Here is a 26,738-nt window from a genome sequence, read left to right on the forward strand (position 1 = left end):
CGACTGGCGCCCAGCTGCCCGTGCAGGTAGGCGGTGAACAGGCCCGACAACCCGCCTATCAGGCTGGTGGCGATCATCTTCTGCAGCACGGCATCGCCGATCCGGGACAGCTTGTGCTGCAGTAGATCGATGAAATTGGGCATCCACTCCGCGCCGGACCGAATCAGAACGGGCTCCACCGCCGGCGCCACCAACAGCACGCGTCCACGGACCGGGTCGTCGACCATCAGCTCGACGAATCGCTCGACGGCTTCCCGCGGAGTCGTCGCCGACGTCAGGGTGTTCATGGCGCGCGTGCAGACATCGTCGTACACCGCGCGCACGAATTCGTCACGGTCGGCGAAGCTTTCGTAGAAGTAGCGTTCGGTCAGGGCGGCCTCACGGCAGACAGCGCGCACGGTCAGCGCCGGCCCCCCGGCACTGCCGAGTAACTGCACGCCGGCGCTGACGAGGTTGTCACGGCGGAGCGCGAGTCGACTCTCCAAGGGGACGCCGGTCCAGCGTCCCCGTCGTTGACCCGCCTGCACATCGCTCCTAAGCTTGAGATTGACAACGGTTGTAGTCAAAATTCACGATACCAACAGGGGCCTAATAGTGACTCAAGATACGTCCGCATCGCCCCCTCTGACCAGCGACGTCGCAGGTAGCAATGTCGTCGGCACCGCTGAGCAGTCAGTTTCGGCTGGGCCGGCCGAAGCGTCCGACGGTGTCGCGGGTGGCTGTCCGGTCTCGCCGGCGGGGTATGACGCACCGCCAGCACCGCTGGGGCCCGATTCGCTGACCTGGCGGTACTTCGGGGACTGGCGGGGCATGCTTCAGGGTCCGTGGGCGGGGTCGATGCAGAACATGCACCCTCAGCTGGGCGCGGCGGTCATCGATCACTCCACGTTCTTCCGCGAGCGCTGGCCGCGCCTGCTGCGCTCGTTGTACCCCATTGGTGGGGTCGTGTTCGACGGGGATCGCGCCCCGGGCACCGGTGCCGAGGTCCGCGATTACCACACCGACATCAAGGGGGTCGACGAACGGGGCCGGCGCTATCACGCGTTGAACCCCGACGTCTTCTACTGGGCGCACTCCACCTTCTTCATGGGCACCATTCATGTGGCCGAACGATTCTGCGGCGGGATCACCGAGGAGCAGAAGCAGCAGCTGTTCGAAGAACACGTCGAGTGGTACCGGATGTACGGCATGAGCATGCGGCCGGTGCCGGGTTCCTGGCAGGAATTCCAGGTCTACTGGGACCACATGTGCCGCAACGTGCTGGAGAACAACTGGGCGGCCCGGGCCGTGCTCGATCTGACCGAGCTACCGAAACCCCCGTTCGCGCAATGGATTCCGGATCCGTTGTGGGCTGCGCAACGCAAACTGTTGGCGCCGTTCTTCGTCTGGGTGACGGTCGGCCTGTACGACCCACCGGTGCGGGAACTGATGGGCTACCGCTGGTCACGCCGCGACGAGTGGCTGCACCGGCGTTTCGGCGACCTCGTCCGTGGCGTGTTCGCCCTGGTGCCAAGCAGATTCCGCAAGCACCCGCGGGCCCGGGCCGGCTTGGACCGCGCCAGCGGGCGGATCCCGCTCGATACGCCACTGATGCAAACCCCGGCGCGCAACCTGCCGCCCGAAGACGAGCGCGGAAACCCCAAGCATTATTGCCCGATGGTCTCCTGAGCAGCCGAGGCGCCGCTCGCGCTATGCGTGGGGGTGACCGTGAACTTCTTCCAGGCCGGCCTGATGCACGTGCTGATGGGTGTGTTCGGTCCCGTCGGCGTGAGCGTGTGAGTGTTCGTGCTCGACATGGTCATGCTCGTGGGTCGTGTGCGCATGGGCATGCGTCACGTCGCCGTGCTGATGGTCGTGCGCGTGCGGCGCGTCGTGGGTGTGCTGTTCGCTCATTGGTGCTTTCTCCTTAATGAAATGCCTTGTGGCGATTGCTCGCTCAGCGCGCTGCGCTGCCGGTTCGACGGGCGAGACGACGCGGCGACGGCCTTCAGCCCACTGTCGCCGCGGTGGTGACCGGGCACCCCGGGGCCGGCGTGCTCGGCGTTGAAGACCGCGTCGATGACGAGCTGACGGACGTGATCGTTTTCCAGGCTGTAGAAAATGGTCGTGCCCTCCCGGCGGGTGCGAACCAGCCGTGCCATCCGCAACTTCGCGAGGTGCTGGGAAACCGACGGTGCCGGCTTGCCCACGTGCTCGGCGAGCTCGTTGACCGCCATCTCGCGGTCGGTCAACGTCCAGAGCACCTGCACGCGAGTGGCATCGGCCAGCATCCGGAACACCTCGACCACCAGGTTGGCCTGGTCGTCAGGCAGCCGGCCTGTGCTGTTATCTGCATGCATACGCAAATACTAGCGAAAGCCGGCTGTGCTGCCAAGGACGCGGTTCAGGCCGACGGAACGACCGTCGACCGGGGGCCGCCGTTGCGCTCGTTCCAAAGCCGGTAGACCTCCACGGCGTCATCTCTGGGGTCGTAGCGCATCGGCAGGCGTCGCTGGTCCCATTCCTTCGCGAATTCGTCGTAGAACGTGGACAACTCGAAGTACTTGCGGTCATCCAGGTAGTACTGCTCGTAGCTGTCCCGGGTGGTCAGGAAGACGACTTCCTTGGGCGAGCAGTAGTACAGCGAGCCCAGACACATCGGGCACGGGTGGGCCAGCACGTAGATGGTGGTGCCGACGAGGTGCTCGGTGCCGAGCTTCATGCAGGCCTCGCGGATCGCCAGGATCTCCGCGTGGGCGGTGGGATCGTTCGTCTGGGCCACCTTGTTGGCGCTCTCGGCGAGCACCGCGCCGTCCCGGACGATCACCGTCGCAAAGGGGCGGCCGCCCTCCGTCACGTTGCGGCTGGCCAGGTCGATCGTTCGCTGTGCGAAATCGGTCATCGGGTCCTCCGGCATAGAACGGGGAGCAGATAACTCGGAGAGTAGTCCCGCGGGCCGGGATGCGAACTTGTGATACTAACTAGATTGTCTATGTTTTTTCGGACCCATTTGAGGGGGCACCATGGCGCGCACCGAACGTGATCGTTGGGACCTTGAGACGAGTGTCGGGGCGACGGCGACCATGGTGGCCGCCCAGCGGGCCCTGTCTTCTGACGCGAAGTTGATCGACGATCCGTATGCCGCGCCGCTGGTGCGCGCGGTCGGGATCGACGTCTACGTCCGGCTGGTGAATGGCGAAATCGCGGCCGACGGGAACACGGAGTTCGATCCGCAGCGAATGGCGCAGGGGATGGCCTGCCGCACCCGGTTCTACGACCAGTTCTTTCTGGACGCGACCCGCAGCGGCATCGGTCAGGTGGTGATCCTCGCGTCGGGCCTCGATTCCCGCGCCTATCGGCTGCCGTGGCCGGCAGGGACGGTCGTCTACGAGGTCGACATGCCAGAGGTGATCGAATTCAAGACCCTGACGCTGGGCGACCTGGGAGCCGAGCCGACCGCCGAGCGGCGCACCGTCGCCATCGACCTGCGCGACGATTGGGCCTCGGCCCTGCAGGCGGCCGGATTCGACCCGCAGGCTCCCTCGGCATGGAGCGCCGAAGGTCTGGTGGTCTACCTGCCGGACGAGGCTCAAGATGCGCTGTTCGACAACATCACGACGCTGAGTGCCCCCGGCAGCCGTCTCGCCTTTGAATTCGTGCCTGACACTGCCGTTTTCGCCGACCCGCGGTGGCGCGCCCACCATGACCGGATGAGCGAACTCGGGTTCGAGATCGACTTCAACGATCTCGTCTACCACGGCCAGCGCAGCCACATCGTCGACCATTTGAGGCAGCGCGGCTGGCAGACCACATCGAAGACCATTGCGGAGTTGCATGCGGCTAACGGATTTGTCTACGTGGACGACGACGTCGCTGCGGCCTTCGCCGATGTTACGTACAGCAGCGCGGTGCTCGGGCGATGAGCCGTCATGCCGGCGCGCACAGCTCCGGCCGTGCGCGTTGTGGTGCCCCCACCAGGGCTCGAACCTGGGACCTGCGGATTAAAAGTCCGTAGCTCTACCAACTGAGCTATAGGGGCCGCGGAGATTCAGGATACTTGGACCGAAAACCAGGCTCGTTTGAGGATTGGGCACACCGTGACCTAAGCTGACGTGGCTCCCAACGAAACCACGTTGCGAGTACCCCGGAGTGATTCGGTTCTGGCCCCCATCGTCTAGTGGCCTAGGACGCCGCCCTTTCACGGCGGTAGCACGGGTTCGAATCCCGTTGGGGGTACGCGACGCGGTGACGCGGAGCAGCAGCAAGGCCCTGTGGCGCAGTTGGTTAGCGCGCCGCCCTGTCACGGCGGAGGTCGCGGGTTCGAGTCCCGTCAGGGTCGCCAAGCGCGGCGAGGCCCTCGCTGCCCTCCGGCCAGGTAGCTCAGTCGGTACGAGCGTCCGCCTGAAAAGCGGAAGGTCGGCGGTTCGATCCCGCCCCTGGCCACATCAAAGGCCATTTCTGCGTTGCTTCCCTATGTCATTCGACGTTTATCCGTCGGATATACCGGCCGCTTTGTCCAGCACCGCAGCCACTTCCATGTGTACATGGCCTCTGCTCATATAGATGTCCTGGGTCATCGACGGCCGGGCGTTTCCGAGTTGGTCGGCCCCCACCCGTGCAGACAAACCGCTGTCGTCGATGAGCGTTGCGACCGTCTTCCTGAAACTGTGTGACGACACGGCAGCTACGCCCAGATCTTCGCGTACCTCCCGCCACTGCTTACCGAAGTTGTCAGGGTCGCGCAACGTCCCCGTCGACGACGGAAAGATCACTCCGGCAGTGTTTGAGTCTTGGCGGCCACCCTTGCGACGGTGGAGCGCATCCACGGCGAACTGGGGGAGCGGAACCGACCGCGCGTCACCGCCTTTGGTGGTGTCCTGCCGAACCAAGCCCCGGCCTTTCAACCTCACCACTGCGCCGGTCACCGTTAGCACCCGGCCATCCAGATCGACGTCCTCCCACCGCAGCGCCCGCAGCTCTGAGCGCCGCATCCCGGTCGCTGCGAGCACAATCACCGGGTCGCGTAAATCTTTCCGCTCGCAGACCTTTGATTCGCCGATGGCCCGCAAAAGTGCGCGTACCTGGTCCACATCAAGGGCCGGCGCACCCTGCACCTTCTTATCGGCTTTCCGCTTCCGGCGCGTCCCAAGCTCTCGCACCGGGTTCGCGGCAATCGCGCCCGCCAACACGGTGTCGGTGAGCACCGAGTTCAACGCAACCTTCGTATGCCGTTCGCGGGTTGCTCCGTGGTCCCGCCGGACGCCCCGGAGTTCGTCCGGTAGGCCTGGTGTCGCCTCACAAACACCGATGTCCGCGAGACGAGGCCGCACCTTGTCTAGGGTGGCGGCGTAAGTGTCAATACTCTTTGGTGCCAGCTCTCCGTCCTGCCGACAACGCTCGATGTATCTGGTGAGCAGCGTCCCGAGTGTTGTTGCACGGCTGACCGTTCCAGTGCCCGGTGGACGCCGGCCCGCGAGCGCGTCTCGTAGTGCTTCCTCCGCGCGTGCGCCGTATTCGTCGGACATTCCAAACGGTGTCACACGTTCGATGCGCCGCGTTACGCCATCGACGTCGCGAAATCGGCATCGTGCCATCCGGACTAAGCCACCGAGGTACTTCCGGCTGACCTTCCCGTGCTGCCCGATGCGCAGCGGTGGTTTACCCGCCATCGTGATTCCGATTCTGGCCGAAGCTGTAAAGGATTTCATCGCGTTGATTCTCAAGCGATTTAATGAATTCCCGCCTGTGTTTCACTGTCTCCTGCTGACGTTCCCTGAACGCTTCGGGCATCGAAGGTCTGCAACGCCGACTCCACCTGAAACAGGTTGTGCCGCTGGATGTCGAGGAGTTGGTTGACCTCGTTTAACTTCATGGTCAGCTCGAGCCGCGCCAACGACAATGCGGGTCACACATGTGTAGTCGAAAAGCGTTTGCGAAAAATGCTAGGGGCCGTCGACTCCAAGTAGCCCTCTCCCTCTTGAGATCTGCCCGCCCTCACCCTGCGAACCATCGTGGGATTCGGACATGCATTGCAGCACAACGGATTAAGGGCAAACGATGGCACTGGAGCACGGACGCACCCGCTACACCAGCGGATGCCGCTGTGGTATTTGCAAGGCTGCCGAGCGCGACTACCAGCGCAGTCGCTACAGGCGGCAGCGCGGGCTTCCCATCGACCCGCCAGACCCCCCGAAGCTGAGTGTGGTTGATCCATAGCTGGTTTCATCACATGAGGGTTCTGTGGTTGAGGCTGTGCGCGCCGAGCTCGAGGCCCGCGCCGGCCGCTGCCGAACGGCCCGGCCTGGCCGCGGCAGCGCTAGCATTGGCCAGCATTCTCGACGACTCCGCGCGAGCAGCGACGAAACCAGCCGCTGCTCGCCGATTGGTGGCGATTTTGAGCACGCTGTCCAAGCGTGGGTAGCGTCCCGGCAAGCTGGCAGTAGTGAGGTCATGACGGCCGGCGACTACCGAGCCGATTAGCCCCACCAACCCTGACCGCGTCGCGGCTTCACGATGAGGCGATTGAAGCGTGCGTCATCAATGCGGGTAATCGTAAGGGTTGGCCGGAGTATCGATGCGCATGACCATGGTGGCTTCCAGCGTCGGGATCATGAGGTAATTCGACTGTCCAATAAGGGGTTCGACTCGGCCCTCGACCCGAAGCCATGTGTTGTCGGGCAGCCCGGCGGCGTGTATGGCGGCCGGGCCACGCAGATGGATGCGGGCCAGCTGAGCGTCGGCGGCGCAACAGGTAATGACGATGCGAGCAAGGTCGACGCCCTGTGCCTCGCTGAGGACAAAACCAGTCACCGTGATCGATCGATTAGTCAACGAGCCGGTGGAGTCTTGCACCTCGCGCTCCAGTACCTCTGGGAGGGACACTTCCGGGGCGTTGCCCGGCGGTAGTGGGGCAAATGGAACACGATTCAGGACAGCGTTCGACACGGTGGTCACAGACGGGGCAGCGGCTGAGGGCCGCAGCGCCGGCGGCGAAACGACGATCAAAATCAAGACAGGGACGACGAGCAGCCACACGATGCCGGTCCGGTGGGAGTGTGCCTCACTGCAATCACTGGGCCGCGGTCCTCCCCGGCGGACATCCCTAATGATCGCGAATAGCGCTAACGCAATCAGCAGCAGCGCGGACGCGGCCAGCCAAGGCAGCAGCCCAGGCTTGACGTAGCGCGTGAACGCGCCCGACACGATGATCGCCCCGATGCTGGTGCCTACCAGCAAGAGAACGATGTTCTCGGTTTCGCGGCTCATTTATCCACCACCGAGAACCAACAACCCGACGGCGCACGCGCTTGCCGTTGCAACCAACAACGTGGTGGGGGCAAAGCGCGCCGCAAAAGCGCGGCCGAACATGCCCGCCTGCATCGCGAACAGCTTCACGTCAACCGCCGGCCCCACAACCAGAAACACAAGCCGGGGCAGCAGCGGCACCATCGTCATGCTGGCGGCTACGAACGCGTCGGCCTCCGAACACAACGCGAGCACCACCGCCAACGCGGCCATCACGACCACACCAACGATCAGGTGTGCCGACAAACGTTCGAAGACCCACCGCGGCACCACCACGTGAAGTATCGCGGCCGCGGCGGCACCTAATACCAAATAAGATGCGGCTTGAAGGAAGTCGTGGCGGGCCGCCTCTGCGAACACCTCCCAGCGTGACTGTGTCTGTACGTCTGAAGGGGGAAGCCGGCGGGTGATCCACTCCGTTCGGCCCCAACGTGACCATGCCCAGCCCATGATCACCGCGGTCAGCAGAGACGCCCCCATCCGGGCAAAAACCATCTTGGGCGCACCCGGAAACGCCACCGCGGTGGCGACTAAGACCACCGGGTTGATCGCCGGCGCGGCCAGCATGAAGGTCAAAGCCGCGGCTCCTGTCGCCCCTCCTTCGCCGAACAACCGCCGCGCCACCGGGACCGACCCGCATTCACAGCCCGGCAACGCCGCCCCACCCACACCGGCGGCCAATACCGCCACTGCGGTACGACGCGGGCAACCACCGCGCCAACCGCTCCGGAGACACAAACACCGCAATCAACCCGCTGACCACTACCCCCAGCGCCAAAAACGGAACCGCTTGCACGAACACCCCACAGAACACCGTGCCTGCGGTCGACAATGCCTGACTGTCGAAGACCGCATTTCGCAACATCGTCGCAGAGAAGGCGCAAGCAAGCAGAATGCATACCAACACTTCGGTCGACCCGACGTGCAGTCCGCGCCCCCACCTCAGCGTCGCCACCGTCTCATTATGTCAGCGCATTGCCACCGATCCTGGCCAACGTCTTCGTCCTGCTCGAGTTACCGAAACGAACTACCGGTATCAACGCACATTCTTGAGTAAAACCCCTCTGGCACAACAGATTTCATAGATGTGCCGGGGTCGTGGAACCCAGGTACGCCGCAATGCCCTGGGTGACCGCTGATGCGTACCGCGACCGCCCGTCAGCACTGGCAGAACTGTGGCATCGGCGGCGTTGGGAACGGTTATTGCACCCGCGCAGCCGCTTTTCGGCAATTGCCTCCCTATGTGCATCGACGCGAACGTGACGATCGGCCCCAGTGTGTTGAAACCGAGTTGGGCTCCCGGAGCCAGCAGTGGGCCGACACGTGGCGCTTGCCGGTGCAAGTGCTCCTAATGACAATGACAATCATTGTGGACAACGCCCACCGCAGTCGGTACGCTCAGGCCGTCTTAATGATAATCGTTTTCAATATTGGGAGGGGCAATGCGTACCCCGGCGGTCCTTGTGGCTGCTTAGGGGGACAGCGGCCGCGTGGTAGGCACGCCCCAGCACGACCACCGCCCTCGGGCTCGGCTTATTTTCGGGAGGAGAACTCTGATGATTTATGTCACTGTGCAGCCGGAGATGCTGGCCGCCGCCGCGAGCCACCTGCAGTTGATTGGCTCGTCGCTGGTCGCCCAGAATGCGGCCAACGCAGCGCCGATGACCGGTGTCGTACCCGCCGCCGCCGATGAGGTGTCGGCGCTTACGGCGGCACAATTCGCAAGCCACGCCCAGACGTTTCAGGCGGTGAGCGCCCAAGCGACCGCGATGCACGAGGCGTTTGTGGCCACCTTGCAGACCAGTGCCGGATCGTACGCGGCCACCGAGGCAGCCAACGCGGCTGCGACCCGCTGAGCGCCCACGGGGGACCAATGCTTGATTTCGCGGCGTTACCGCCGGAAATTAACTCTGCCAGAATGTATTCCGGCCCCGGACCGGGGCCGATGCTGGCCGCCGCCGCTGCGTGGACCACGATGGCCGCTGAAATGCGTTCGGCGGCAGCCGGTTACGGTTCGGTGGTGTCGGATCTGACCAGCGAGGGGTGGTTTGGTCCATCGTCGATGTCGATGTCGGTCGCGACCGCACCCTACCTGGCGTGGCTGAGCACCACCGCCACCCAGGCCGAGCAGGCCGGCACCCAAGCAAACGCGGCCGCTGCCGCCTACGAGTACGCGTTTGCCATGACGGTGCCACCGCCGGTCATCGCGGCCAACCGGACTCAGCTGGCGACGCTGGTCGCGACCAACATTTTCGGCCAGAACACCCCGGCGATCGCGGCCACCGAGGCCCAGTATGCGGAAATGTGGGCACAAGATGCCGCCGCGATGTACGGCTATGCAGGCTCCTCGGCAACCGCATCGCAGTTGACGCCGCTCACCGCGCCGCAAACGAACACCACCCCTGACGCGGTGACCGGACAAAATCAGGCAGTCGCGCAGGCGGCCAATACCGCAGCCGGGAAAACGCAATCGCTGTTGTCGGCTAACACCTTGTCGGCGAATGACCTTGCTGCCGCCCCCACCTCCGGATCGACGACTGACTACCTGACAGGCCTGCTGGACGGGTCGAACAACACGGCGCTGGGAAGCTTCCTGCAAAGTAACCTCGTCAGCAACAACATCCTCAACGGTTCGATCGCCGGCGGCCCGTTCAACCCGCAAACCATCCTGGCAACGGCAGTGGGCGCCATGGGGACACGCCCCACGACACTCTCGGGTCTGGACGACTTCACCGCCGGCGCGGAAGCCACCGCATCCGCCGGCAGCCTGGCGTCCAACACGGTGGGGTCAGCGGGCCTCACCGGCGCATCTGCCGGGGTGGGCAATGCGCATCTGGTGGGTTCGATGTCGGTCCCGCAGAGCTGGAGCTCCGCAGCCAATATCAGCCCCGGTCAAACGGCGGTGCCGGTCAGTGGTCTCAGTGATATCGGGACATCCGCGGCGCCGGCGGGGGGCGGGCCGGGAGGCGTTGCGGGGCCGCCGGGCGGTACCGGCAAGAGGCTGCGCCGCGCCATCCCAAGGTACGGGTTTCGCCCCGCCGTCATGCCGCGTCCGCCGGCCGCCGGATAAAAGATTTCAGGAAAAATGTCATGCTGAATTTTGGGGCATTACCGCCGGAAGTCAACTCGGCCAAGATGTACGCCGGACCTGGATCGGGATCGTTGCTGGCCGCCGCGGCCGCATGGAACGCCGCCGCCGCTGAAATGCGTTCCGCAGCAACCAATTACGACTCGGTGATCAAGTCGCTCGTCAGCGAGGGCTGGCTCGGCCCGTCTTCGGCGAAGATGTCGGCGGCGATCGCACCGTATCTCGAATGGCTCAACACCACGGCCGTTCAGGCCGAGCAGGCCGGCGCTCAAGCCAGCACCGCCGCCGCCGCGTACGAGGCCGCGTTCGCCGCGACGGTGCCCCCGCCCGTTGTCGCGGCCAACCGCACCCTGCAGGCTAACCTGGTGGCGAGCAACATCTTCGGCCAAAACACCGGGGCTATCGCGGCCACCGAGGCCCAATACGGCGAGATGTGGGCTCAAGATGCCTCGGCGATGACCGGCTACACCGCCGCCTCGCGCGCAGCCAGCGAAATGACGTCGTTCAGCGCACCGCAGTCCGACACCACCACCGGCGCAACGGCACTGCAGAGCAACGCGGTTCGCGGCGCCACCAACAACGCCGTGGCCGCCCCGGCCGCGACTCAGGCGACGAGTATCTGGGACTGGCTTGGTCTTGCGCCCAACTCGAATACGTCCACCACCGGACTTGCCGGCGTCATGAACTTTCTGAGCAATTCAAACGAGAATCTGACCGGGGCCTTTCTCAACAATAATTCCTGGTCCGGCATCCTTAACGGGTTCACCACCAACGGAATTATGAACCCGAACACTTTCGTCGATTCGATGAGGACGGTCAGCTCTCTGAGCGCAGTAGGCGATACCACGTCGGGGCTGGAGGACCTGGCCGCCGGCCTGGGTAATGCCGGATCGCTGGCATCGGCAGTGAGCGTGCCCGGTGCGGCGGCAACAGTAGGGGTGGGACAGGCGAGCCTGGTTGGGGCTTTATCGGTCCCGCAGGCCTGGGCTGGCACCGGGGCAACGGTCAGCACGGTCGCGGCGACGACTCAGGTCGGAGCTGGGGCGTACCACAGCTTTGGCACCGCCACTCCGATGGTGATGGAAGAGGCTGGGGCGGTGGGTATGCCCGGGCTGCCCCTGGCAGGCATTCCCGGTCCGCATCAGGATGAGTTCGCCGACCCGATCTATGGGTTCCGCCCACGCTTCATCGGACGCCCACCCGCCGCCGGTTAACGACAGCAGTCCTGAGATATGAAAGTCCTACCGTTTCTCGCAAGCGTCGGCAGCTTAATCGCCATGGCCATACCAGCGCACGCCGACTCGGATGACGATGCCTTCCTCGCCGCGCTCACCCAGGCAGGGATCAGCTATCGGAACCCCGACCGCGCCGTAACAGCCGGCCAAAAGGTGTGCGACTTGGCCAACTCGGGGACCTCGCAGCTCGACATCATCAGGGATATCAAAGATCTCAATCCAGGATTCACCATGATCAGCGCCGCCAAGTTCGCCAAGGCGGCCGCCAGCGTGTACTGCCCTGAACGATTGTCGGCGGACAGCGGCGGGGCCGCTACTGACGGCGGTGGCGGTGGCGGCAAGTAGCCCACGAACGTCAGGCCGCGATGACCTTCCCCTAGCGGAGGCCATCTGCGTGTCCTACCTTGCACGCCCCGCAGCCTCCACCGCCCATGCGCCGCGTCGCGCCCGACATGGACGTAAGCCTGTGGTCACCAGCATCGACAATTGCGACCGGCCGTGTAGAACTTTTCACCAAATCAGCGACACCAAACTTCAGGTTGCCCAACGAGGATCGCCGGTGCCTACCGGCTTGGGGGCGGTCCGGGCCGCTGGGTGCGAACCGCGCAGTGTCGTGCTACCGTTCCGCCACATAATTAATGAAAACCATTTTCAATAACAGGCGGTGGATCGGCTATGGAAGGTCGACCTGGTCGGTGCAGGGCGGCGATATGGGCAGCGGTAGGCACGGCCGCGGTACTGCTGGGCGCGGTTGCGTGTAGCAGTCACAACGCACGGCAATCCGGGCCTAGTGGCACAAGCAGCACGGGGGCCGGCCCCAAACTCGCCGTTGTGGCGACGATCAACGCGTGGGGCAGCATCGCCTCGCAGCTCGGCGGTGACCGGGTGCAGGAGACCAGCATCGTCACCAATCCCGACACCGATCCGCACAGCTATGAGCCGTCGGCCGCTGATACCCGCATGGTTGCGGACGCGAAGGTCGTGGTCGAAAACGGCATCGGCTACGACGCCTGGGCCGACAAAATGCTTGCGTCCGACCCGCAACCGCAGCGCACAGTGGTCAGTGTCGCCGACACCGTCGGGGTTGCCGAGGGCGGCAACCCGCACCAGTGGTATGCGCCCGACTCGGTCGCCAAGGTGGCCAACGCGATCACCGCCGCCTACAAGAAAGCCGACCCGAATGACTCGGGATATTTCGACCAGCAGAACCAGCAGTTCCTCAACCGGGGCCTGTCCGACTACCGCAGATTCATCGCCAGTATCAAAGCCAAGTACGCCGGGACGCCAGTCGGTGCCAGTGAATCGATCTTCTCCCCGCTCTCGGATGCGTTGGGGCTGAACCTGATCACGCCGCCGGAATTCCTCAAGGCGATCAGTGAGGGCACCGATCCGTCGCCGGTGGACAAGGCGACCATCGACCAGCAGATCGCCACGAAAACGATCAAGGTGTATGTGTTCAACAGCCAAAACAACAGCCCAGATGTGCAGGCCCAGGTCGACGCGGCCAAGAAGCAAGGCATTCCAGTTACTACCGTGACCGAGACACTGTCGCCGGCGAGCGCGTCGTTTCAAGATTGGCAATCCACCCAGCTGTCTGGCTTGGCCGACGCTCTGCACACCGCGACAGGAAAGTAGATGACCAGCACGGTCCCCGGAAACGCCAGCCAGCAGGCGGTCCCGACGCCGGTTGCCGATGGGCTCACGGTCCGGATGCGCGGCGCCTCGGCCGTGGTGGGCGGGACGACGGTTTGGTCGGATGTGTCCCTCGACGTCGCCGCGGGGGAGTTCGTGGCGGTGCTCGGACCTAACGGCTGCGGAAAATCGACGTTGCTGAAGGTGCTGCTGGGGCTGACACCGTCGGACGGCATGGTTGAGGTGCTAGGCGCGCGCCCGGGCCGGCGCAACAACCGGATCGGGTATCTGCCGCAACGGCGCGCGTTCGACGCCAGCGTGCGCATCCGCGGCATCGATGTGGTGTCCCTGGGATTGGACGGCGCGCGTTGGGGAACGCCCGTGCCGTGGCTGACCCGGCTGCTGGCCCCGCGACGGTTCGCGGAACGGCGACGACGGCTCGAGCAGGTGATCGAGGTGGTCGGCGCCGCTGACTCTGCGACTCGTCCGATCGGCCGCTGCTCTGGTGGTGAACAGCAGCGGCTGCTGATCGCGCAGGCCCTAATTCGCCGGCCTGAACTGCTGTTGCTCGACGAGCCGCTCGACAGCCTGGACGTACCCAGCCAGGCCGGGATCAGCGCCCTGGTGAGCGACATCTGCCGCCGAGACCGCGTCGCGGTGGTCATGGTGGCCCACGACGTGAACCCGATCCTGCCCTACCTGGATCGCGTCATTTACGTCGCCCGCGGGTCGGCTGTGATCGGAACGCCCGAGTCGGTGATCACCGCCGATCAGCTCAGCGCGCTCTACGGCATCCCGATCGAAGTGCTCCATGACCGGGCCGGGCGCCTGTTCGTCGTCGGCCAGCCCGACGCTCCTCCCGTCCACACCGCTGGAGCGCGTGAATGAATCCGCAGTTGACCTGGAATCTTATTACCGATGTGCGGCAGATGTGGGCCTACCCGTTCATGGTCACCGCGCTGCGTGCCGGCACCGTCGTCGCCGTCCTCGCCGGTGTTGTTGGCTGGGTGATGGTGCTGCGCAAGGAAAGCTTCGCCGGGCACACCCTGGCCGTCGTCGGTTTCCCCGGCGCCGCCGCCGCCGCCTGGCTGGGCGTGGCCACCGGTTACGGCTACTTCGCGGCCTGCATCGGCGCCGCGGCGGTGATCGCGCTACTGCCCGCGCCGACCAAGGGGGGCGGGTTGGGCGGCTTCAGCGAGGAGTCCGCCGGGATCGGCACGATTCAAGCCCTCGCACTGGCGACCGGATTCCTGTTCGTCAGCCTGTATCACGGATTTCTGTCGGGGTTGACCAGCCTGCTGTTCGGCACCATCGCCGGGGTCAGCTCCCAGCAGCTTGACGTGCTCCTCATCGCCGCACCGGTGTGCCTGATCGTGTTGGCCGCGATCGGGCGCCCCCTGCTGTGGGGCTCGATCGATCCCGATGCCGCCGCCGTCAACGGTGTCCCGATCCGACTGGTCGCCGGGGTGTTCCTGCTGGTGCTCGGCGTCGCCGCGGCCGGTGCCAGCCAGATCACCGGCAGCCTCTTGGTGTTCGCGCTGTTGGTGGCCCCGCCTGCGGCCGCTTTCCACTTCACTGCCCGTCCCGCGCTGGGCATTGCGATCTCGCTCCTCATCGCGGTCGCCGTGACCTGGGTCGGGATCGGCTGTGCGTTCTATTCGCCGTATCCGATTGGGTTCTGGGTGAGCAGTTTCGCGTTTGGCGTGTATCTGCTGGCCGCCGGCTACCGAGCAAGCGTCGAGCGGACCCTGCGGCGGATCGATCGACGGCGCTCTCCGGCTCGCCCCGCGGTGGCGGCATGACGATCGTCTACGGGCGCGCCAGCGCATCGAAGCCGCTGACCGGTTTCGCGAACATGCTGGGCCACCCTTTCATCACCCACGCGCTGGTGGCCGGGACCGCGGTGGCGGTGGTGTGCGGGCTGGTCGGCTACTTCCTGGTGTTGCGCGGCCAGGTATTCGCCGGCGACGCACAAGGACACATCGCCTATACCGGCGCCATGGCGGCGCTGGTGGCTGGGCTGGACCCCCGCGTCGGGTTGTTCACCGCCACCATGATCGCCGGAGTCGCGCTGGGCGTGATCAGCCGTCGCGGCGCCGACGACGTCGCGATCGGCTCGTTTTTCTCCTGGATACTCGGGTTGGGCGCGCTGTTCTTGACCTACTACACCACCCACGGCAGCGGCAACAACGGCACAGCCAACGTAAACGTGTTGTTCGGCAGCATCTTCGGGATCAACGAACAGGCCAGGACCCTGGCAGTCACGGTCGCCGCCGGTGTGGGTGTCGTGGTGGTCGTGATCGCCCGGCCGCTGCTGTTCGCCACCGTCGATCCGGCCGTCGCCCATGCCGCCGGCGTGCCGACTCGGCTGCTCAGTACGCTTTTCCTGGTCATTGTCGGGGTCACCGTCGCCGAGGCCACCCAGATCATCGGCGCGCTGGTCATGCTCGGCCTGCTCGCCGCGCCGGCCGCCGCCGCCGCGCGTCTGACGACCCGGCCCTGGCACGGGTTGTGGCTGTCGGCGGTCTTGGCCACCGCCGCGATCTGGATTGGCGTCATCATCGCCTACGCCGTTCCCGCGGCGCCGGCCACCTTCACCATCATGAGCACCGCCGCCACGATCTACCTAATCGCCGCCGTGATAAGCGCCCGCGGCCGCGAGCCACGGCTTGCAGTGGCGGCGAAATAACGCAGGAAAGCCTAGGAGCGCAACGATGCCCGCGCCGCCGGCGCTACGCCAGACACGAATGACCGCCCAGCAACGAGCGGTGCTCGAGCTGCTGCGTCGCAGCGATCGCTTCCGTAGTGCCCAACAACTCCATCTCGATCTCCGTCAACGCCACGGCGTCCGGATCGGGTTGGTGACCGTGTACCGGATCCTGCGCACGTTCGCCGAGATGAAAATCACCGAAACCCAGCGCGCCGAAGACGGTGAGATGCTTTACCGGCTGCGCACCGCACCCGAGCACCGCCACTACCTACTGTGCCGACGGTGCGGGCGCGCGATCGGCTTCACCGCCGGTGAGTTTGAACACCTCACAAGCCAACTCGCGGAGGACCACCGCTACACCGACGTCACACACCAGATCGACTTTTACGGAACCTGCCCACGATGCACCGAAATCTGACCGCGGTTGAGATCACCTGCGTACCGCTATCCGCCGCAAACTGGGGGGACCGCTGAGGTGCCGCGCAAGCAGGGGTACGACGTACGAGAGACTCGTTGAACGCGATCACGGCCGTCTTCCGAGGGGCGCTAGGGGTGGCCGACCGACGGTTATTCGTCGTAAATACCCGCGACACGCCGATAATCCTTGCGAACTGTTGAAGAGTCTCGCGAGCCAAACACTCTGTGAGACGTACGCTTTGGCAGCTGCTGCGATGTTCCGGCAATCCTCGACTGAAAAGCGGAAGGTCGGCGTTTCGATCCCGCCCCTGGCCACTTTAGTACTCGAGCTGCACGGACGCGGTGACAGCGATCGCTGTGAATATTCGCGGTGTAGCGAAGGTCAGCGCCGGAAGCCCGGGCCAGGCTGGCGTAGGTATGACGTAGGTCCTGAATTGTCAAGGGCGCCAGTTGAGTTGTCCACAAGGCACGAGACCAGCGGACGTGGCGACGCCAGTCGTTCGACCTGAGAAAGCCACCGTTCGATGAGGTGACCACTCGTTCGCTGGGTGCACGGCCGGCAATTCGTGGCTTGAGTGCATCTATGACGATCTGGGGAGTGGAACGGTCCGGACGGCGGAGCGTGCCTTTTGGCGGTCCGACGACGATCCGTCCATCCACTTCCGGCGCCGCTTGGCGGACGTAGAGCCGGCGCGTCACTAGGTGGTGTCCGGGGGTGTATCCCAATGATCTTGCGGCAGAAGATACTTCGCCAGTTCAGCGATGTGAGTGCAAGGGTGAGTGGTTAAGCGTCAAGCTTCTCACGACCGTGTCGCATCGTGGCCTCCTGAGCCGTGATGGTACGAGCCGTGTCATTTGCTCAGCGCGCCGCTGACCTTCCCTTTGCGGCATCGGGTTCAGCGGCGATTGTCACGATTTATGCCGCGCTCGGCGTGCTTGGCGCTCGCAGCGCATCGGGTCTGTACAGTTAGCCTGTCTGACACGCACGACGTGTCGCTTCATGCCGGAGCGACGGGAGCATCTGGGGTGAATACGAAGGTTTTACGCACTCCTGCAGTCATCGTCTACACCACAGTGCTCGACGACGGCGGAGCCCCCAGCGGCTCCCGAAATTGCTGGCGCGCCTGCATATACGCGCCGGTGACGCACACACCAAATGCACATCGTAAGTTCGTGTAGGCCAAGGGGATTGCCGTGAGCCGATTTACCGAGACGATGTACCACAACGCCCGGTGGAGCCTCAAGGGGATGGTTACCGGGGAGCCGCATGCGCCCGCCCGGCATACCTGGGCCCAGGTGCACGAGCGGGGCCGCCGGGTGGCGGGTGGGCTGGCCGCGGCGGGCATCGGACACGGTGACGCCGTCGCGGTGCTGGCCGGCGCACCGGTCGAGATCGCGCCGACCGCACAAGGCATCTGGATGCGCGGCGCCAGCCTGACCATGTTGCATCAGCCCACTCCCCGCACCGACCTGGTGCGTTGGGCCGACGAGACCACCGGCGTCATCAGCATGTTGGCGGCGAAAGCCGTCGTCATCTCCGAGCCGTTCATGGCCGCCGCGCCGGTGCTGTCGGGGCTCGGTATGACGGTGCTGACTGTCGAGACGCTGCTCGCGAACGCCCCGGTCGGGCCCGTCGACACCTGCGACGACGACGTGGCGCTGCTGCAGCTGACATCGGGCTCGACGGGGACGCCCAAGGCCGTTCAGATCACGCACGCCAACATTGTCGCCAACGCCGAAGCCATGATGGTCGGCTGCAACTTCGACATCGATATCGATGTGATCGTGAGCTGGCTGCCGTGCTTCCACGACATGGGCATGACCGGCTACCTGACGGTGCCGATGTATGTCGGCGCCGAGCTGGTGAAGGTCACGCCGATGGACTTCCTGAACGATACGTTGTTGTGGGCCAGGCTGATTGACAAATACAAGGGAACAATGACGGCGGCGCCGAACTTCGCCTACAACCTGTTCGCCAAGCGGTTGCGCAGACAGGCCACACCCGGGGATTTCGACCTGTCCTCGCTGCGGTGGGCGCTCTCGGGCGCCGAACAGGTGGACCCGCTCGACGTCGAGGACCTCTGCGACGCCGGGGCGCCGTTCGGGCTCAAGCCCGAGGCGATCATCCCCGCCTACGGCATGGCCGAGACGACGGTGGCGGTGTCGTTCTCCGCGTGCGGCGGGGGCATGGTCGTCGACGAGGTGGACGCCGACCTGCTGGCCCTACTGCACCGCGCCGTCCCGGCGAGCAGGGGACATACCCGGCGGCTGGTCTCGCTGGGCCGGCCGCTGGAAGGCCTGGAGCTGCGCGTCATCGACGAGGAAGGGAGCCTGATGCCGCCGCGTGGCGTCGGCGTCATCGAGGTACGCGGCGAACCGGTGACCAACGGCTACACCACCGCGGCCGGGTTCATCGTGGCGCAGGACGAACGGGGCTGGTATGACACCGGCGACCTGGGCTATCTCACCGAGGCAGGCAATGTCGTGGTGTGCGGGCGGCTCAAGGACGTGATCATCATGGCGGGCCGCAACATCTACCCGACCGACATCGAGCGCGCCGCCTGCCGTGTGACGGGGGTGCGGCCGGGCTGTTCGGTCGCGGTGCGACTCGACGCCGGGCAGTCGCGGGAGACGTTCGCGGTGGCGGTGGAATCCAAGGAGTACGACGACCCGGCGCAGGCGCGGCGCATCGAGCGTCAGGTGGCGCACGAGGTGTTCGCCGAGGTCGATGTCCGGCCCCGCAACGTGGTGGTGCTTCAGCCCGGGATGATCCCGAAAACCCCGTCGGGCAAGCTGCGGCGCGCTCACGCGCTCGGCCTCGTCGGCTGAATCGGCCTCGTCGGCTGAGGGCGAGTGTCTCGGCGCCCCGACGGCGTAGTGCGTCGAGCGTGTGTTGGTTGCATCTAGATCCCGGCGTTGGACACCGGGGCGTAAGGTCGGGGCATCGGGACCATCCAAGGCCCCCATGATCAAGGGGCCAGCCATGTCTGACAAATCTCCTCGGCAAACTATGGCCAAGAAGTCCGGAAAATCTCTGAAAGAGAAGCGTGCCGCCAAAAACGCCAAGACAGCGGCTCGTGTCTCATCCGCCGAGGCCTTGCTTAATGACAAGAAGCGCTGAGGCGCAACAGCTTTCCTAGGACCCTAGCTTACCCGCGAGGAGACCGAGCGAAGGTTGGCTATCCACCCGGCGTACTTCAGCAGGATCGATCGCCGGGTCCGGCCGCGGATCTTTGCCCATGGCTATGGGTCCGACTTGGCGCTCACGTCAAACTCGTTGGGCGCGGCCGGCTTCACCTGATCGATGCCAGCTGGTCGATCGCGTCCCTGGGCAGGTCGCCGTCGACCACGGCCGTCACCACCAGTTTGTCCAGTGTGATCGCGCCGTTGTGGTTGTCGAGGAAAGCGGTGTCGGCGGCATCGCGTCCGGTGGCGATGCGCACCAGGGTTTGCCTCGGCGCCGAGAGCGTGCCGTCGACAACTCGCCAGTGCCCCTCTACGAAAGCCTCGGCTACCGCATGAAAGTCCATCGGGTACAAGCCGGGCGCATACACCGAAACAACACGGGCAGGCACCTTGACGGCCCGCAACAGCGCCACCACAAGATGCGCGAAGTCTCGACAGACGCCGGCACCGGAGAGCAAGGTATCCACTGCTCCATCGATGGGATCACTCGAGCCTGGTACATAGTTCAGCCGGCTGCCGACCCAAAGCGAAACCCTCTCCAACAGAGCCGTCGAATCGAGGTAGTTCCCGAATTCGGTTGCGGCGAAGCCGAAGAACTTGTCGGACTCGGCGTAGCGGCTCGGACGAAGGTACATCGATAGGTCGTACTCGGTCACCGGTGCCGGATCGGTTTGGCCCACGATCGTCGCGCCGTAGTCGACCTTGAGGTTACCTACCGGAACGTCCAACTTGTGGATACGGTTACCGTGCATACCACTGATCTCCAACGGCTGCAGTGGCGTTCCGTCTAACACAAATGACAACGACTCGGATACCTCGGCTTTGGGATGCGGTGCGACGGCGATCTGGAATTCCAGAGTCGTCGCCGCGGTCACCTCGACCTCGAGTTCAGCGGCGACCTCTCGTCTCATCTTCCCCTCCCCATCGCCAGACAGTCAGGCCTCGATCGCGGCCCAGCTGCTCGCTCAGCGGCGTTTCCGCGACGCCGATGCAGCATCGCCCATTCCGTACGGCACCACCAGCGTCCCACGTGCGCGAGTGCACCGCAGGAATAGACAACGTTGGGAACGATGCCGTCCGGCGCTTCACATGCCACGTCGCCAGTGTCGGGTCACCGGACGCCGTCGATATAAGGCCCCGAACTGCCGTGTTGAATCGAGCCCAGCGCCTCGAGTACGGCGCCGCGTCCCGCTCAAGCCCTCCACGACACTGGCCTCGTAGAGGCCGGATCGCTCTCGGGGCGGTCGGAGAAAGTAGGAAGTTGCACCGGTTCTGAATCGCGACGGGCGGGGGCCACGACCTCGGGCTGGTAGCGGTGTGAAAACAAATCGGACGGTTTCATGTATGCGGATTCTCAGATCAGTTTGGCTTCGGCTCAAACGTTAGTCTGTCGAGCGAAGAGCGATCGTTCGCGAGCTGGTCATCTCTACACGAAACTGTCTAGGACGACGTGCCAACGCGAATGGCCTACCAGCCAATCTACACGCGAACGTCGGGTAAGACGCTGCCCTGGGCGGCTGGTGGCGTTGATCCCCCCCGAGAAACCACGTCTCGTGGTCCTCTTCAGGTCACTTTGACTGTCACGGTCGAAACTTTTGGACGCGTCGGTGAAATGCCGGTCGGTAACACGCCCCCGGCGGTTGTTGGCCGCCGTCGCCGGTCCCGAGCCTGTCGCCGACCGTGGAAGCGTTGCCCGGCGCCGCCGCCGTCATCATCGCCTTATGCGCAATATCTGCATCGGTGGTCGGAGGCACCACCATCAGCAGGATCCTCTCGCGGCCGACCCCAAGCACTTCGAGGGTGTTGGCTGGTTGGTGGCTGAATCCAGTAGAAGACCGCTACCGGCGCTCGCGCCACCAGGGCCGCACCGTCAAACCACGTAGGGCGCAATCAGAGTGGTGGTACCCAACACCACCAACCCGATCAGGAACGCGACGATCGTGAAGCCCATCACCTGACGGACATTGAGTTTCGCGATCGCGAGCAGGGGCAGCAACCAGAAGGGCTGGATCATGTTAGCCACCCCTTCGCCGACGGCGACCGCCATGGACATCAACCCCAGGTAGGCCGGCGAACTCTGACCTACCGCCCGCGCCGAATCGACCGCGATCGGGCCCTGCACGGCCCAATGCCCGCCGCCGGACGGCACGAACAAGCTGATGATCAACGAGCCGATGAAAGTCAGGAACGGCAGCGTGTACTGCGTCGCGCCGCTCACCAGCCCGTGGGCCAGCAGCGTCTGCAGGGGCACGGCCTTGCCGCCGGCTTGCGCGGGCGCATAGCCGAGCAGCGCGACCAGACCGCCATAGAGCGGGTACTGCAGCAGCAGCGGACCAGAGACCTTTGCGGCGCCGGTGAACGCCCGGATGAACCGGATCGGCGTGCGGTGCAACAGCGCACTCGTGATGGTGAACAACATGATCATCGCCGCGATGTTCAGCGCAAAACCGCTGAGCCAGAAGTAGGCAATACCCGCGGCGAACACGAGGACATTGAGAATCCACTGGGTTTCCAGCCATTCGGCAAACGATCGCTTGCCCTCGGGCTTGGCCTCGGCCTGGTCCTCGTCCTCGAACACCGCGGGATCGGGCGTAAGGCTTTGCGTTGGCTGCATGCGCCAGATCGCTACCGCGAGCAGCGCCAGCACGACGATCACCGACAGCCAGCTGTAGGGCTCGAAGATCGTCAGCTTGAGCGGCACGGTGGCGCCAGTCATTTTGTGGATCACGTTGATTGGGCTGCCGTCGTCGGTGTTAGCCAGCGCGATCGAGGACGACAGTCCCTGCGTCCAGACGATGAAGCCCATGAACGCCGCCGCGATGAGGTAGCCGAAATGTGTGTCGGTGAAGCGCTTCGCGACCTGGCGTGCGATCAGCGCACCGGCCACCAACCCGAGTCCCCAATTCAGCAGGGAGAGCGCGGCGCTCAAGCCGAAACACAGGAGGGCTCCTTGCACCTGGTTCCTCGGCCTACTCGCGATGTAGACGATGGCCCGCTTCAGAACCGGCGCCTCGGCGAGCGTGTAACCGGTCACGAGTATCAAGACCATCTGGAAGGCGAAAGTGAAGATATTCTGCGATCCCCACACACCCCCATACCATGCCCTGAGCATGCCGCTCGGCGAGGCGCCGTGCACCAAGAGCGCAACCAGCGCGGCGACGATGACGGTGAGGATGACTGCGAACAGGTAGGGGTCGGGCATCAGCCGTTCGACATACCGGACACAGAGTGCGGTGAACGCTTGGATGATGCCGCGGCGTCTGGGTTTGCGTTCTTCTTCTGACTGCCTTGACTGTTCGGGCTCGGCCTCAGGCGCCTCGGTTGTGGCCATGGGGTCTTCGCTCGTCGTCATCGACTTGCCCTCGCCATCTCTCTGCGTCGGCGTCGGCGATCGCTACCGGGGCGGATTCGGCGGGAATCGCTAGTGCACGCGGGGTGCGTATTCGAAGCCCGCGCATCGCCATCGCCCAGCGGAACTCGTTCGCAGATCGACCCCTCTGTTTTATGTGGCCAGCTCGCGTTCTACCGCGCGCATCGGCTGATCGTAATAGACCTTGCGCAGGGCCGCTTCCTTTGCGCTCGCGGCGTCATCGACCGTTTGAGGCGCTCGCCTGAGCGTGGGTGCACGCTTGGATGCAGCCACTTGAGCATGCTCCCGGCGTCAACGTGACCGGAGCGGGCACGGTCATCATGCTCTGCCTGGGGGCGGCCAACCGGAATCCTCGAAAATTCGAGAGCCCCAATGAATTTCAGGCCGACCGGAAGAACGTCCGCGAGCACATCGCTTTCGGTCGCGGAATTCATACCTGCGCGGGCGAACCCCTGGCGCGCGTGGAGGGCCAAGTCACCATCAACCGCCTCCTTGACCGAACGCGCGACATCGCGATCAGCGAGGCCAAGCACGGCCTGCCGTCCAACCGCGGGTACCGCTACGAGTCCACGTTCTTGCTGCGCGGACTCAAGGAGTTGCATATCGAGTTCACCCAGGCCGACTGACGGGCGCTAGTCCCGTGCCGCAAGGGCCGCCATCGCTCCTTCGAGCCGACGGCCAGAGGCTAGCCGATCGGCTACCCGACGATAGATGATGGCCACCAGTTCATCAATGGTCTCGCCGAAACGCGTCCCCATCTCGGCGCTTCGGTAGTGACGTCGTCGCCGCCGTCTGCCGTGCCTAGGGCTTTTGCTGGACCTGCGAAGCGCCAGCGCCGCCATGCTCTATATGCCGGCTAGTTGCCGACAGCACGTTCACGTTGTTGTTGCGCGGCCCGCAGGATCGAGTCTGCGGCCACAAATGCAGGTTTGACGCGGTCAACACTCTCGATGGGCAGATTTGCGGCACGGCGCAGCACCATCAGCGCCAACGCGCTGTGGGTCGCGTACGAGACGATCAGCAGGTTAGCGCGCGCATGTGCCCCGCTGACCGTCATTACGTGCTGGAGTTTGCCTTCCCATCCCGGCCAGTTGAGATCGGGCGGTCGTTGAAGCGACGACCAATTGACGTTGATGGATATGACGTCTCCGAGCAAAGGAGTCAGGACCGCAACAAGCTCGGGCAATTCATTGGTGATGCGATCTGCGCGCGGCCACCACGCGCCGTCGATACCGCGGCCGAGTTCGCGAGATACCGATAGCCGGATGGGATTGGCTTGGCGTCGGGTTCTGAGCGCGTGGTTCATTGCAGGTACCGCAATTTGCAGTTCGCGCGACCGACAACCATTGCGGAGCAGTTGTGCGCAAAGGCCGTCAAAGTGTTTGGGTGTCGGACGATAGCGGGGGCTGCGAAACCCATGGGCGGTTCCTTCGCGCTCGGCGTCGTCGGGCCCACGGGCGCGGGACCGGCGGAGGAATCACATTGCCCGGGGGTGCCATCGCGCGATCGCGTGTACACCGCTGACAACGAACGGCTCGTACATGACGCTACGCCACCAGCGGCCCATTCGGACGGTCGGGTAACCAGCGACAGCGCGCAAGCGCGGCATAGCTTGCTCGGACGGCATCGTGGGAGTTGCACCCGGGGCCCCGGCGTGCCGCGCTGGGCCCACGTCAACGATTGGGACCTCTCGGTTGTAAGGACGCAACAGAGTCCTTGCGCTGCAAAAGGGTTCAGGGACGACGCCTGCCATCTGCCCTGTGGAGCAGGATTGCGGGTAGGGTTGCGGCAACAGGTGAGGACGAATTACATGGCGATAGAGAACTGGTGCGACGCAATCGAGATCCATCCGTCTCAGATCCGGGTCGGTGACGTCATCGGCACGCGGCGTCCCACCGAATTGCGCCTGACGGTCAAGATGATCAGTGGTCCGCAGAGTGGTCCGGGGCAGTGGACATTTTTCAGCCGAGACGATAACGGTCAGCAGCGAACCAGTACTTTCGGAGAAGATGAACTAGTCCGCAGGTACACCAAATCCACTTGAACTCCACGAACTTCCGGGCATCACCCTCTCGCGCCGCACGAACGTAATACCAATTGGCCTTGCTGCTGGTTGGGCCGGGCGCTGCGTAGGGCGCTCCCGAGGCCGATCACTGTCGGCACGTTGCAGAATTGAGGGTGTCGGCGTCGGGCCGATCCGAAAACGTCGGGTGCTCGACCGGTTTCCCGGAGGTTTCGCCCGAAGCGACATATGTTGGTGCCTCGGGATGGGAAAACAGGTTCGACTTGTTCACAGGCTGTCCTTCCGAATGAAGAGTTCGGCCGACACGCACTGTTAGCTCATGTCGGACGACGTTCGAATCGCACGGCGATCTCATCCGCAATTCGTGCACGATTCACGATGACCACTAGAACGTGGTTTGTCTCCACTGTACAGACAGCTAGCGCCGTGCATGGGGCAACCGGTGAGATGGTGCCTTGGCGTGCTTTCCGCACGCACCTGAGGAGACGGCTTCGTCGCAGTCTCGGCGCTCGGGTTCACCACCGGTAGGCGTGACCACGGTATACACCCCCACAATGCTGAATTACTCGGTGCGACAACGATTATCAAAACATAGTAGGCCTCGTGCTATCCTTAGCCCGCATGGGTGTGTATGGTACATCCGCATTGAATGAGAGAAGTAAGTAAATGGCACAGGGAACTGTGAAATGGTTCAACGGTGAAAAGGGCTTCGGCTTCATCACCCCTGACGACGGCGCGAAGGACCTCTTCGTCCACTACTCTGAGATCCAGGGAAGCGGCTACCGCTCGCTCGACGAAAACCAACGTGTTCAGTTCGAGGTTGAGCAAGGAGCCAAAGGGCCCCAGGCTGTAGGAGTCACTGCCGTCTAAGAAATTCACATACATCACGGTGGGGCTGGTGCGGTTGCTTCGCACCAGCCCACTGGTGTTTTCGGACCCTTGCCACATCGGCTGCGACATCACCTAGTAATTCACCCGATCCGGGCGTACCAACCGGGATGATGAGCGCATGCGTCTCGCTTGGGCACTGAGGTTGGCGATAGCGGTGGCGCTGGTCTCGGTGGGTTGGGCATTCATCGCGCACGCCAGCCCGGATGTGCCGCCGGTGAGCGACGCCGCACGAGCGGCCGGGTTTGTGGACGTCCGCACCGTCGTTCCCGACGCGGTGCTCGATCTGCGCTATGCGACGACCAACAATTTCACCCATACGCAGCTGTATCCCTCCGACGCCAGATGCCTTGTGCACCAGTCGATGGCCCCCGGCCTGGCCGCCGCTGCCGGCGCGCTGCGACCGCAGGGCCACCTGCTGGTGTTCTGGGACTGCTATCGGCCGCACGATGTTCAGGTCAAGATGTTCAATCTGGTCCCAAACCCCGCTTGGGTGGCACGCCCAGGCCCGTATGCGCACAGCCACGAGTCGGGGCGTTCGGTTGACGTAACGTTCACAACGACGCAGCAGCCGTGCTCGTCCGGGCTACACGCGAGCGGACTTTGTCTGGCCGACATGGGTACCGACTTCGACGACTTCACTTCTCGGGCAACCGCTTTCAACACGCAGGGCATCAGTGCCGACGCTGTGGCAAACCGGGCGGCGCTGCGGTCGGCCATGAACTATGGCGGGTTGAAGGTGTATTCGGGCGAGTGGTGGCATTTCGACGGCCCGGGAGCCGGTGTCGACCAACCGATTCTTAACGTGCCCGTCGACTAGGTGTCTCAAAATATGAGACGTTAATTTCATAATGTGGCTGCCGCACGTAAGCTGCCAGACCAGACGCGGTAACCAAGGGGCCACA

Annotated in this window: 25 protein-coding genes, 4 tRNA genes and 4 pseudogenes; 20 read left to right on the plus strand and 13 right to left on the minus strand. The window is 64.3% G+C overall.

Annotated elements, in window-relative coordinates; translation table 11 throughout:
• The coding region (locus VFW69_RS13125; RefSeq protein WP_526501905.1) for a TetR/AcrR family transcriptional regulator at positions 1-527 on the minus strand (527 nt) is incomplete at its 3' end.
• A gap of 67 nt (positions 528-594) precedes the next feature.
• On the opposite strand from VFW69_RS13125, the gene VFW69_RS13130 reads away from it, so the two are divergent.
• Positions 595-1,668 (plus strand): oxygenase MpaB family protein, encoded by a 1,074-nt coding sequence (locus VFW69_RS13130; protein WP_526501907.1) that lies wholly within the window; start codon positions 595-597, stop codon positions 1,666-1,668.
• A gap of 21 nt (positions 1,669-1,689) precedes the next feature.
• Here the strand turns inward: VFW69_RS13130 and VFW69_RS13135 are convergent, their stop codons facing one another.
• From VFW69_RS13135 to VFW69_RS13145, 3 genes are read right to left on the minus strand one after another with little or no spacing between them, the layout of a single operon-like run.
• A complete protein-coding gene (locus tag VFW69_RS13135; RefSeq protein WP_526501909.1) occupies positions 1,690-1,893 on the minus strand; it encodes a zinc transporter Slc39a7 in 204 nt (67 codons plus the stop codon).
• On the minus strand, positions 1,890-2,339 hold the full coding sequence (locus VFW69_RS13140) for an ArsR/SmtB family transcription factor (RefSeq protein WP_526501911.1): 450 nt from the start codon (positions 2,337-2,339) through the stop codon (positions 1,890-1,892). The genes VFW69_RS13135 and VFW69_RS13140 overlap by 4 nt, the downstream gene beginning before the upstream one ends.
• A gap of 44 nt (positions 2,340-2,383) precedes the next feature.
• Complete coding sequence (locus tag VFW69_RS13145; protein ID WP_526501913.1) at positions 2,384-2,881, minus strand: nucleoside deaminase; 498 nt, start codon at positions 2,879-2,881, stop codon at positions 2,384-2,386.
• A gap of 121 nt (positions 2,882-3,002) precedes the next feature.
• Here VFW69_RS13145 and VFW69_RS13150 point away from each other — a divergent pair, with 121 nt between their 5' ends.
• The gene (locus VFW69_RS13150) at positions 3,003-3,902 is read left to right on the plus strand and encodes a class I SAM-dependent methyltransferase (protein ID WP_526501915.1); all 900 of its coding nucleotides are present in this window, start codon (positions 3,003-3,005) and stop codon (positions 3,900-3,902) included.
• A gap of 40 nt (positions 3,903-3,942) precedes the next feature.
• On the opposite strand, the gene VFW69_RS13155 is transcribed toward VFW69_RS13150, so the two are convergent.
• A tRNA-Lys gene (locus VFW69_RS13155) sits at positions 3,943-4,018 on the minus strand.
• Positions 4,019-4,142: 124 nt separating this feature from the next.
• On the opposite strand from VFW69_RS13155, the gene VFW69_RS13160 reads away from it, so the two are divergent.
• The 3 genes from VFW69_RS13160 (at position 4,143) to VFW69_RS13170 (ending at position 4,422) form a co-directional block, all read left to right on the plus strand.
• Positions 4,143-4,215, plus strand: a tRNA-Glu gene (locus tag VFW69_RS13160).
• 29 nt (positions 4,216-4,244) lie between these two features.
• A tRNA-Asp gene (locus VFW69_RS13165) sits at positions 4,245-4,321 on the plus strand.
• Between the two features lie 27 nt (positions 4,322-4,348).
• Positions 4,349-4,422 (plus strand) — tRNA-Phe (locus tag VFW69_RS13170).
• Positions 4,423-4,466: 44 nt separating this feature from the next.
• Here VFW69_RS13170 and VFW69_RS13175 read toward each other — a convergent pair.
• From VFW69_RS13175 to VFW69_RS13185, 3 genes and pseudogenes are all read right to left on the minus strand, one after another.
• Positions 4,467-5,702, minus strand: a complete 1,236-nt coding sequence (locus VFW69_RS13175; RefSeq protein WP_526501917.1) for a site-specific integrase — start codon at positions 5,700-5,702, stop codon at positions 4,467-4,469.
• An 814-nt stretch (positions 5,703-6,516) separates the two neighbouring features.
• Positions 6,517-7,245 (minus strand): TIGR03943 family putative permease subunit, encoded by a 729-nt coding sequence (locus VFW69_RS13180; RefSeq protein WP_526501919.1) that lies wholly within the window; start codon positions 7,243-7,245, stop codon positions 6,517-6,519.
• Positions 7,246-8,149 (minus strand): annotated as a pseudogene (locus tag VFW69_RS13185) (permease).
• A 691-nt stretch (positions 8,150-8,840) separates the two neighbouring features.
• On the opposite strand from VFW69_RS13185, the gene VFW69_RS13190 reads away from it, so the two are divergent.
• The 9 genes from VFW69_RS13190 (at position 8,841) to VFW69_RS13230 (ending at position 16,367) form a co-directional block, all read left to right on the plus strand.
• Positions 8,841-9,140 (plus strand): PE domain-containing protein, encoded by a 300-nt coding sequence (locus tag VFW69_RS13190; protein WP_526501921.1) that lies wholly within the window; start codon positions 8,841-8,843, stop codon positions 9,138-9,140.
• Positions 9,141-9,157: 17 nt separating this feature from the next.
• Entirely contained in the window at positions 9,158-10,354 is a 1,197-nt protein-coding gene (locus VFW69_RS13195) for a PPE family protein (RefSeq protein WP_526501923.1), read from the plus strand.
• A 20-nt stretch (positions 10,355-10,374) separates the two neighbouring features.
• Entirely contained in the window at positions 10,375-11,586 is a 1,212-nt protein-coding gene (locus VFW69_RS13200; RefSeq protein WP_526501925.1) for a PPE family protein, read from the plus strand.
• A 63-nt stretch (positions 11,587-11,649) separates the two neighbouring features.
• On the plus strand, positions 11,650-11,952 hold the full coding sequence (locus tag VFW69_RS13205; protein WP_526501927.1) for a DUF732 domain-containing protein: 303 nt from the start codon (positions 11,650-11,652) through the stop codon (positions 11,950-11,952).
• Positions 11,953-12,438: 486 nt separating this feature from the next.
• The gene (locus VFW69_RS13210) at positions 12,439-13,242 is read left to right on the plus strand and encodes a metal ABC transporter solute-binding protein, Zn/Mn family (RefSeq protein WP_526501929.1); all 804 of its coding nucleotides are present in this window, start codon (positions 12,439-12,441) and stop codon (positions 13,240-13,242) included.
• Positions 13,243-14,127: a metal ABC transporter ATP-binding protein gene (locus VFW69_RS13215; RefSeq protein WP_526501931.1), complete on the plus strand. Its 885-nt coding sequence runs from the start codon at positions 13,243-13,245 to the stop codon at positions 14,125-14,127.
• Positions 14,124-15,041: a metal ABC transporter permease gene (locus tag VFW69_RS13220; protein WP_526501933.1), complete on the plus strand. Its 918-nt coding sequence runs from the start codon at positions 14,124-14,126 to the stop codon at positions 15,039-15,041. The genes VFW69_RS13215 and VFW69_RS13220 overlap by 4 nt, the downstream gene beginning before the upstream one ends.
• Positions 15,038-15,928: a metal ABC transporter permease gene (locus VFW69_RS13225; protein ID WP_526501935.1), complete on the plus strand. Its 891-nt coding sequence runs from the start codon at positions 15,038-15,040 to the stop codon at positions 15,926-15,928. The genes VFW69_RS13220 and VFW69_RS13225 overlap by 4 nt, the downstream gene beginning before the upstream one ends.
• A 25-nt stretch (positions 15,929-15,953) precedes the next feature.
• Entirely contained in the window at positions 15,954-16,367 is a 414-nt protein-coding gene (locus VFW69_RS13230; RefSeq protein WP_526501937.1) for a Fur family transcriptional regulator, read from the plus strand.
• 350 nt (positions 16,368-16,717) lie between these two features.
• On the opposite strand, the pseudogene VFW69_RS13235 reads toward VFW69_RS13230, so the two are convergent.
• Positions 16,718-17,068 (minus strand): annotated as a pseudogene (locus VFW69_RS13235) (site-specific integrase); the annotation flags it as partial.
• 492 nt (positions 17,069-17,560) lie between these two features.
• On the opposite strand from VFW69_RS13235, the gene VFW69_RS13240 reads away from it, so the two are divergent.
• Positions 17,561-19,195: a fatty acyl-AMP ligase gene (locus VFW69_RS13240; protein ID WP_526501939.1), complete on the plus strand. Its 1,635-nt coding sequence runs from the start codon at positions 17,561-17,563 to the stop codon at positions 19,193-19,195.
• Between the two features lie 154 nt (positions 19,196-19,349).
• Complete coding sequence (locus VFW69_RS13245; RefSeq protein WP_526501941.1) at positions 19,350-19,487, plus strand: hypothetical protein; 138 nt, start codon at positions 19,350-19,352, stop codon at positions 19,485-19,487.
• 172 nt (positions 19,488-19,659) lie between these two features.
• Here VFW69_RS13245 and VFW69_RS13250 read toward each other — a convergent pair whose 3' ends face one another.
• The 3 genes and pseudogenes from VFW69_RS13250 to VFW69_RS13260 all read right to left on the minus strand — a co-directional run bounded on the left by VFW69_RS13250 (position 19,660) and on the right by VFW69_RS13260 (position 22,802).
• Positions 19,660-20,463, minus strand: a complete 804-nt coding sequence (locus tag VFW69_RS13250) for a transglutaminase-like domain-containing protein (RefSeq protein WP_526501943.1) — start codon at positions 20,461-20,463, stop codon at positions 19,660-19,662.
• Between the two features lie 669 nt (positions 20,464-21,132).
• Positions 21,133-21,366 (minus strand): annotated as a pseudogene (locus VFW69_RS13255) (DUF5994 family protein); the annotation flags it as partial.
• A 56-nt stretch (positions 21,367-21,422) separates the two neighbouring features.
• A complete protein-coding gene (locus tag VFW69_RS13260) occupies positions 21,423-22,802 on the minus strand; it encodes a TIGR00366 family protein (RefSeq protein WP_526501984.1) in 1,380 nt (459 codons plus the stop codon).
• Between the two features lie 407 nt (positions 22,803-23,209).
• On the opposite strand from VFW69_RS13260, the pseudogene VFW69_RS13265 reads away from it, so the two are divergent.
• A pseudogene (locus VFW69_RS13265) lies at positions 23,210-23,548 on the plus strand (cytochrome P450); the annotation flags it as partial.
• A gap of 230 nt (positions 23,549-23,778) precedes the next feature.
• Here VFW69_RS13265 and VFW69_RS13270 read toward each other — a convergent pair.
• Positions 23,779-24,228: a DUF5994 family protein gene (locus VFW69_RS13270; RefSeq protein WP_526501945.1), complete on the minus strand. Its 450-nt coding sequence runs from the start codon at positions 24,226-24,228 to the stop codon at positions 23,779-23,781.
• Between the two features lie 504 nt (positions 24,229-24,732).
• On the opposite strand from VFW69_RS13270, the gene VFW69_RS13275 reads away from it, so the two are divergent.
• The 3 genes from VFW69_RS13275 (at position 24,733) to VFW69_RS13285 (ending at position 26,653) form a co-directional block, all read left to right on the plus strand.
• Positions 24,733-24,966 carry a hypothetical protein gene (locus VFW69_RS13275; protein WP_526501947.1) on the plus strand — a complete coding sequence of 78 codons (234 nt, stop codon included), beginning with the start codon at positions 24,733-24,735 and terminating at the stop codon, positions 24,964-24,966.
• A gap of 645 nt (positions 24,967-25,611) precedes the next feature.
• Entirely contained in the window at positions 25,612-25,815 is a 204-nt protein-coding gene (locus VFW69_RS13280; RefSeq protein ID WP_406814079.1) for a cold-shock protein, read from the plus strand.
• A 139-nt stretch (positions 25,816-25,954) separates the two neighbouring features.
• On the plus strand, positions 25,955-26,653 hold the full coding sequence (locus VFW69_RS13285; RefSeq protein ID WP_526501950.1) for a M15 family metallopeptidase: 699 nt from the start codon (positions 25,955-25,957) through the stop codon (positions 26,651-26,653).
• Positions 26,654-26,738: the final 85 nt, after the last annotated feature.

The sequence above is a fragment of the Mycobacterium sp. genome, assembly GCF_036273375.1.
Taxonomy (GTDB): Bacteria; Actinomycetota; Actinomycetes; order Mycobacteriales; family Mycobacteriaceae; genus Mycobacterium.